At 70.7% G+C, this 256-nt stretch carries 1 protein-coding gene; it reads left to right on the top strand.

What is annotated here, in order from left to right; genetic code table 11:
- A partial coding sequence (locus R0J87_RS22310; RefSeq protein WP_498889048.1) for a fumarylacetoacetate hydrolase family protein occupies positions 1-256 on the top strand: 256 nt, incomplete at both ends.

The raw sequence follows: 256 nt of genomic DNA, 5'->3' as shown, positions 1-256 counted from the left end.
ACTTCGAATCCAAGTCGGGGGAGGGATACACGCCACTCGGCCCGTGGATCGATACCGCGGTGGGGATCGACGACGTCGACCTCGACGTCGAGGTCGACGGGCTCCTCGTCGCCCGGACCGGGAGCCGGCAGCTGCCGATGCCGATCCGAGACTGCCTCGTGTATGTCGCGGCGTGGTCCGTGCTGGGGCCCGGCGACGTCGTGATGACCGGCGCCCCGCATTCGCAGGCGCCGGTGCATCCCGGCCAGCGCGTGAC

The sequence above is a fragment of the Halomonas sp. SIMBA_159 genome, assembly GCF_046536035.1.
Classification (GTDB): domain Bacteria; phylum Pseudomonadota; class Gammaproteobacteria; order Pseudomonadales; family Halomonadaceae; genus Vreelandella; species Vreelandella venusta_A.
The sequence above is the reverse complement of the archived record's forward strand: the minus strand, read 5'-3'. Positions and strand labels throughout refer to the sequence as shown.